We start from the raw sequence: 7,790 nt of genomic DNA, 5'->3' as shown, positions 1-7,790 counted from the left end.
GCTGTCCATAACCGCCGCTCTAACGACTTCCCTATGAGACCGCTTAACTGGTCCTCTCCTAACGAGTTCGCCGTCCAATATGTTTGACAAACCTACAAAATTTAAATTTTCTTTCTGTCCTCTTCGACTGCATTGTCTCTTCCCTCTGGGGTACGCTTATCCGGTGGGCCTTTTGGGCGGCGGCGCATCCCACAGGCTCCGCCGCATATGATGATATGAAGGGCAAAATTCTTTCTTGAGAGGAGGGCGCCTGTGTCCGAGATCAACTCTGTCTCCCTTCCCGTCCAGCCGCCGGCGGCGGATCCCCGGGAGGACGTGGATGACTACATCTTCTATATGGAATCCGAATGGCAGGTCAGCGACCGCTGACCCGCCGGGCGGAGGCTGCTTCTCTCTGTCAGCCTCCGCCCTTGCCATATTTCACGCCGGTCGGATGGTGAGGGTGATTTTACCGCTGCATGGGGCATTCTCCTCCCCCACCACAAAATAGTCGCCCACGATTACGTCGCCCTCCAGCCGGGTGTCCCAGTCCAGCGCGATTCCCTGCGCCGTCCGGCTGAAGCTGGAAAAGACCTCCCCATTGGCCACTGTGTCCAGCAGGCCCAGCTTGCCCCAGTAGTCAAGCCAGTTCCCCTCCCCGGCGGCAAAGGCCAGGGTGAGCAGCTGCATATCCAGCCCCGGCCATTGGGCAAAGCCCTCGCCGTCCCAGCTCCATGAGGCGGTGACTGCGGTCAGGTTCCCCTCGCTGTCGCTCTCCCAGGTCAGGGGCAGCCGCTCCAGCCCAGGAATATGGATGATATAGGCCCCGCCCCGGGTCTCCAGGGCTGTCCAGCTCCCGTCCTCCTCCAGAATATATGTGGGACTGCCGTAATATTCCGCCAGGAAATTGTAATTCTCGGCCAGCTCCGCCGGGGTCAGGCTCCCCCGGTTGGGCGGGAAGCCCCCCGCAAAGATTGTCAGCACGGTCAGCCCCAATACTGCCGCCGCTGCCGCCGCGAACGCCCCGTTTCTCAGGCTGCTTTTGGGCCTTGCCTCCACCACCAGGTCCAGGGCCCTGTCCCAGGGCAGCTCCTTTTCCCGGCAGTAGAAGTTGTAGCTCTTTATCAGCCGCACCAGGGTGTAGATGGGCACATTCCAGCCCAGCCCCCGCCAGATCATGGACATGGTGCGGGTGTTTCCCTCCCCGTAGGTCAGGCGGCCGCCGTCCGCCTTCTCCACCCGCAGACCGAAGATGGCCTTGCCCGGGGTGGTCCCCCACCGGCTCAGCAGAATGGGCTCCACCATAATCATGAGCACCAGGCAGATGGCCGTGTCCAGCCATCTCAGGGCCGCATTCCGCTCCGCCATGTTCAGATGGAAGACCAGGGAGAGCAGGGCCGTCCACGCCAGGTGGTACAGCTCCAGGTCAAACAGCCGGGCCAGCAGCCGCCGCCAGGGACAGAGCACTGGGGGCGGCGCATCCCGGAACAGAGGTGCTGGGGTGTCCTCCCGGTTCAGATACTTCTCCGGGTCCAGGCTCTCGTAGCCCACGCCCTCCTCCCGGATGGCCCGGCAGGTCTCCCGGGCCGCTCCCGCGTCCGCCATCTCCCGCTCCAGGGCGGCCATGCGCCGGGCCAGCGTGTCCGGCAGGGCCTGCGCCCCCTGCTGCAGGGCTCGGATCTCCTCCAGAGATACCCCCAGCTCCCGCAGCAGCTTGATCCGCAGCAGGGCTGTGATGTCCGCCTCCCCATAGTCCCGGTAGCCGTTCTCCTGCCGTTTGGGGCTGATCAGCCCCTCCTTTTCGTAGAACCGTATGGTGGCCCGGTCCAGGCCGGTGCGCTGTTCCGCCTCCCGTATGGTCATCTTCCTCCCGCCTTTCCTTGTTGTCGCCTTCAGGATAAGGTATGAACCTGGTTCACAGTCAAGCTTTTTGCGGGTTTTTTCTCTATTTTTATCATACAGGACAGCGTAGGCCTCCGTCAACAACAGCAGACATAAAAACACCCCCGGACGCAGATGCGTCCGGGGGCGTCATACGCTTTTCGATTACTTGTACAGCTCGATCTCGTCGGCACAAGCTCTGTATCCCTCGGGGGCCCGCAGGCGGTCCCCCTCCCTCACGCCGCTGCGCCTCCTCTCCCCAACACAGCCCAACGGCTGTGTTGGGGGCCCCTCCAGATGCTCGCAACGCTCCTTGGCGGACGCACCCCCAGCAACGAGGAGTCCGCCGCAAAAACACCCCCGGACGCATCTGCGTCCGGGGGTGTCGTACGCTTTTCGATTACTTGTACAGCTCGATCAGCTTGGTCAGATGCTCGTAACGCTCCTTGGCGGACTCCTCGTTGCGGGCGAAGAGCTCCTTGGCGCGGTCGGGGAAGGACCGGGTCAGGGAGGAGTAACGGGCCTCGTTCATCAGGAACTCCTGATAGCCGCCGGCGGGGGCCTTGGAGTCCAGGGTGAAGGGGTTCTTGCCCTCGGCCTTCAGCGCGGGGTTGAACCGGAACAGATTCCAGTAGCCGCACTCGACAGCCTTCTTCATCTCGACCTGGCAGTTGCTCATGCCGCCCTTGATGGAGTGCATCTCGCAGGGGGCGTAGCCGATGACCAGGGAGGGACCGTGATAGGCCTCGGCCTCACGGATGGCGGCCAGGGTCTGGTTGGGGTTGGCGCCCATGGCCACCTGGGCCACGTAGACGTAACCGTACTGCATCACGATCTCGGACAGGGACTTCTTGGCCACGGTCTTGCCGGCCGCGGCGAACTGGGCCACCTGGCCGATGTTGGAGGACTTGGAGGCCTGACCGCCGGTGTTGGAGTACACCTCGGTGTCAAACACGAAGACGTTCACGTCCTCGCCGGAGGCCAGAACGTGGTCCAGGCCGCCGTAGCCGATGTCGTAGGCCCAGCCGTCGCCGCCGAAGATCCACACGGACTTCTTGCTCAGGTACTCCTTCTCCTGGAGGATCTCAGCAGCCAGCTTGCAGGCGTCGCACTGGCACAGGGTCTCGCCCTTGGCCTTCAGCTCCTCGCCAAAGGCGCGGATCTCGGCCTTGTCGCTGGCAAGGAGCTCGTCCACGGTGCACAGGCCATCCTCCAGCGCGGCCACATAGGCCTTGGTGGCCTCGGCATTGGCCTCGCCGTCCTGCATGGTGTCCAGCCACTTCTGGCCGGCCTCCTTGATGGCGCCGGTGCACCAGTCCAGATTCAGCAGCGCACGGGTCTTGTCGGCCAGCCGGTCGCGGATGGCCTTCTGGCCCAGGTAGATGCCCAGGCCGTGCTCGGCGTTATCCTCGAACAGGGTCGCCGCAGACCTGGGTGACCAGGCGGGCATAGGCGGTCTCGGCACAGCCGGCGCAGGAGCCGGAGAACTCCAGCAGGGGCTGCTTGAACTGGCTCTCCTTGACGGTCTTGATGCTCTCCATGTCGGCCTTGGGGGCAACCTTGGCCACCATGTAGTCGAACACGCCCTGCTGGGCGGCCTCCTGCTCCTGGGGCACCATGGTCAGGGCCTGGACGGGGCAGTTCTTGGCGCAGACGGCGCAGCCCATACAATCCAGGGGGCTGACGGCGATGGCGAACTTATACACGCCCTTGCCCTTGCCGGCCTTCACGTCCACGATCTTGGCGGCCTCGGGGGCGGCGGCGGCCTCCTCCTCGGTCAGGGCGTAGGGACGGATGGTGGCGTGGGGGCAGACGTAGGAGCACTGGTTGCACTGGATGCACTTGGAGGAATCCCAGGTGGGGACCATGACGGCCACGCCGCGCTTCTCATAGGCGGAAGCGCCCTGGCAGAAGGTGCCGTCCACGTGGTCCACAAAGGCGGAGACGGGCAGGGAGTCGCCGTCCATCTTGCCCACGGGCTCCAGGATCTCCTTGACCATCTTCACCAGCTCGGGCTTGCCGGACAGCTCGGCGGAAACGGTCTCGTCCTCGGCGGTGGCCCAGGAGGCGGGCACATCGAACTTCTTGTAGGCGGTGGCGCCGGTGTCGATGGCCTTGTGGTTCATGTCCACGATGTCCTGGCCCTTCTTCAGGTAGGAGTGGGTGGCGGCGTCCTTCATGTACTGGATGGCCTCTTCCTGGGGCATGACCTTGGCCAGGGAGAAGAAGGCGGACTGAAGGATGGTGTTGGTGCGCTTGCCCATGCCGATCTTGGCGGCCAGGTCGATGGCGTCGATGGTGTAGACCTGGACGTTGTGCTCGGCGATGTAGCGCTTGGCCACGGCGGGCATGTGCTTGTCCAGCTCCTCAGCGGACCACTGGCAGTTGATGAGGAAGATGCCGCCGTCCTTCACGTCGCGGACCATGGGGAAGCCCTTGATGATGTAGGAGGGGTTGTGGCAGGCCACGAAGTCGGCCTTGTTGATGTAGTAGGGGCTCTTGATGGGCTTGTCGCCGAAGCGCAGGTGGCTGATGGTCACGCCGCCGGTCTTCTTGGAGTCGTACTGGAAGTAGGCCTGGACGTACTTGTCGGTGTGGTCGCCGATGATCTTGATGGAGTTCTTGTTGGCGCCGACGGTGCCGTCGCCGCCCAGACCCCAGAACTTGCACTCGATGGTGCCCTCAGCGGCGGTGTTGGGGCAGTCGTGCTCCACCAGGGAGGTGTTGGTCACGTCGTCCACAATGCCGATGGTGAACTGGCGCTTGGGCTCGGCCTTCTGCAGCTCCTCATAGACGGCGAACACGCTCTTGGGCGGGGTGTCCTTGGAGCCCAGGCCGTAGCGGCCGCCGATGATGGTGGCCTGACGGCCGGCGTTGGCGAAGGCGGTGACAACGTCCAGGTAGAGAGGATCGCCCTGGGCGCCGGGCTCCTTGGTGCGGTCCAGCACGGCGATGTGCTTGGCGGTCTCGGGGATGGCAGCCAGCAGCTTGTCGGCGCGGAAGGGCCGGTACAGGCGGACCTTCACCAGGCCCACCTTCTCGCCGTGGGCGTTCAGGTAGTCGATGACTTCCTCGGTCACATCGCAGATGGAGCCCATGGCGATGATGACGCGGTCGGCGTCGGGCGCGCCGTAGTAGTTGAACAGCTGATAGTTGGTGCCCAGCTTGGCGTTGACCTTGCCCATGTACTCCTCGACGATCTCGGGGAGGGCGTCGTAGTACTTGTTGCAGGCCTCGCGGTGCTGGAAGAAGATGTCGCCGTTCTCGTGGGAGCCGCGCATGACGGGGCGCTCGGGGTTGAGGGCCCGCTTGCGGAAGGCCTCCACGGCGTCCATGTCCACCATTTCCTTCAGGTCGTCATAATCCCAGATGGCGATCTTCTGGATCTCGTGGGAGGTGCGGAAGCCGTCGAAGAAGTTCAGGAAGGGAACGCGGCCCTTGATGGCGGCCAGGTGGGCAACGGCGCCCAGGTCCATGACCTCCTGGGGGTTGGTCTCGGCCAGCATGGCGAAGCCGGTCTGGCGGCAGGCCATCACGTCGGAGTGGTCGCCGAAGATGTTCAGGGACTGGGCGGCCACGGTACGGGCGGAGACGTGGAACACGCAGGGCAGCAGCTCGCCGGCGATCTTGTACATGTTGGGGATCATCAGCAGCAGGCCCTGAGAGGCGGTGTAGGTGGTGGTCAGGGCGCCGGCGGCCAGGGAGCCGTGGACGGTACCGGCAGCGCCGGCCTCAGACTGCATCTCGATGACCTTGACCGTGTCGCCGAAGATGTTCTTGCGGCCGGCCGCGGCCCACTGGTCCACGTTGTCGGCCATGGGGCTGGACGGGGTGATGGGGTAGATGCCCGCCACCTCGGTGAACGCATAGGATACGTGCGCCGCGGCGGTATTGCCGTCCATGGTTTTGAGTTTTCTCGCCATTTTGAACAATTCCTCCTTATGTGAACTTGCGTGAATGGCTTCTAAATGATTCAGCGCAGATATTTTACCACCTTCCAGCCGGTTTGTAAATTGCATCTTGCCCAAAAGGGGGGATTTTTCCCGCTTTTTTTTGGCGGCTGGGGAAAAATCCGCGCCGGAGCGGACCGAGTGCGGCGGGATGGGCGTCTGAAAATTTTTGTCAGGGAATTTTTTGAAATCAGCCGCTGCCGGCAGAACGCCCGGGGCGCGCTGCCGGCTGTCCCGCGCCCGCTTCTTTTTTCATGTCCGCCGGGGCAGAAAAAGTTGGAATACTATGCAGCCCGCATATGGTCTTTCGTTTTCAGGTGTGCCATACTGAAAAAAACGGAAAGAAGGAGGAACCCCCATATGAAAAAGCGCGCTCTTTCCCTGCTGCTGGCCCTGTGCCTGTGCCTCTCCCTCATGCCCGCCGCCTCGGCATCGGTTGTGGAATCCACCGTCCAGGTCGGCCCCTATACCTTTAATCTGTGGGAAAACGGCAGTGCCCATCTGGCCCGCTATGACGAATCCCTGGCCGGCTCCACCTACGCGGACATCCCCGCCTCCGTCACCGATGAGAACGGGCAGGAGTACCCTGTGACCGTCATCGATGATAAGGCCTTTGAGGAGACGAACATCACCGGCGTGACCGTCCCGGACAGTGTAATCTCGATTGGAAGGTTAGCATTTGCTTATTGCAACTCCCTGTCCGACGTCAAACTGAGTGAAAGTCTTATCTACATCAACGAACTTGCCTTCGCAAGCTGTGACGCCCTGAGAGAGATCACCATCCCCGCCAGCGTGAAGGTGATGGATAATCCCTTTCGATGGAGCAGCGCACTGGATACCGTCTATATGGAGGGTATGGTAGCCCCTGAGTACTATTTCAATCCCTACGCCGCCTACCGCGAGGGCAGCGGTGAGGTCGTTTTTGTCATCCCCAAAGGGGCTACCGGCTATGAAGACTGGTCCTCACGGAACTTCGTCCACTCCGTCATCTATGAGGGAGAATCCATCCCCGGATACAGCATCTCTCTGAGTCCCTCCACCGTGGACTTCGGCACCACTCTCACAGGAAATGACTATCAGCCGGAACCCAGGGTTGTCACCGTCACCAACAGCGGCGACAGGTCACTCGTTCTGAAACTGCCTGACGATCGCCCCGATTGGATATTCCACTGGGAGAGCGACTACAGCTGGCTCGGTTCGAGCGTCAGAACTCTGGAAGCCGGAGAGAGCTGTACCTTTACCGTGGAACCCAGACCCGGGCGCGACTATGGAACACACAGCGAGACCGTCACCGTCACCACCCAGGAGGGAGCCAGCGCCGACCTGCATCTGTCCTATACCGTGCAGACTCCGAATTTCCGGGTGACTGTGAGCGCGGAGGCCATAGACTTCGGCGCGGTGGAGGTGGGATACGTCCAGCCCGCTCCCCGCAGCATCTCCTTCACCAACGAGGACGACTATAAAATCAGCCTGAGCGGGACGTCCGAATTAAGGGTTGAGTGGAGCAAGAGCGGGTTCGTCTATTCGCACGGGCACATGAGCGCACGCATCGCGCCCCACGAGACCGTCACCTATACCGTGCAGCCCCAGACCGGCCTGAAGCCCGGTATCTATATCCAACATGTACGGGGCAACTTCACCAGTTCCCATATTGGCGGGGATACGTTCCAGTCTTTCGATATCCCGGTGACCTTCATCGTGGCGGCGGAAGGGGACCTGCCCTCCTCCTGGGCCGCGGGACAGCTCAGCCAGGCCGCCGTCGCCGGCATTGTGCCCGACAGCTTCGAGAGCCGGTACACTCAGGCCGCCACCCGGGCCGAGTTCTGCGCCCTGGCGGTGAGGCTCTACGAGAAGGTGACCGGCGAGACCATCACCCAGCGAGCCACATTCTCCGACACCACCGACTTCAACGTCCAGAAAATGGCCGGTCTGGGGGTAGTCAACGGCGTGGGCGGCGGAAAATTCGACCCCAACGGCACC

The 7,790-nt window shown here is 62.5% G+C and carries 2 protein-coding genes and 1 pseudogene; 1 reads left to right on the top strand and 2 read right to left on the bottom strand.

The window, feature by feature from the left end; genetic code table 11:
- Positions 1-420: 420 nt before the first annotated feature.
- Together QZY67_RS11520 and nifJ are read right to left on the bottom strand one after the other, a co-directional pair.
- Positions 421-1,842 carry a MerR family transcriptional regulator gene (locus tag QZY67_RS11520; protein ID WP_295370448.1) on the bottom strand — a complete coding sequence of 474 codons (1,422 nt, stop codon included), beginning with the start codon at positions 1,840-1,842 and terminating at the stop codon, positions 421-423.
- 418 nt (positions 1,843-2,260) lie between these two features.
- Positions 2,261-5,783: pseudogene (nifJ, locus tag QZY67_RS11515) on the bottom strand (pyruvate:ferredoxin (flavodoxin) oxidoreductase).
- 387 nt (positions 5,784-6,170) lie between these two features.
- Between nifJ and QZY67_RS11510 the strand changes: the two are divergent.
- The coding region (locus QZY67_RS11510) for a leucine-rich repeat protein (protein ID WP_295370446.1) at positions 6,171-7,790 on the top strand (1,620 nt) is incomplete at its 3' end.

The sequence above is a fragment of the uncultured Pseudoflavonifractor sp. genome, from assembly GCA_904419835.1.
Classification (GTDB): Bacteria; Bacillota; Clostridia; order Oscillospirales; family Oscillospiraceae; genus Pseudoflavonifractor.
This window is presented reverse-complemented; position numbering and strand designations above follow the sequence as displayed.

Excerpts from the sequence above, each read along its gene's own strand:
- QZY67_RS11520 (WP_295370448.1), bottom strand. The coding sequence starts at position 1,842 with ATGACCATACGGGAGGCGGAACAGCGCACCGGCCTGGACCGGGCCACC.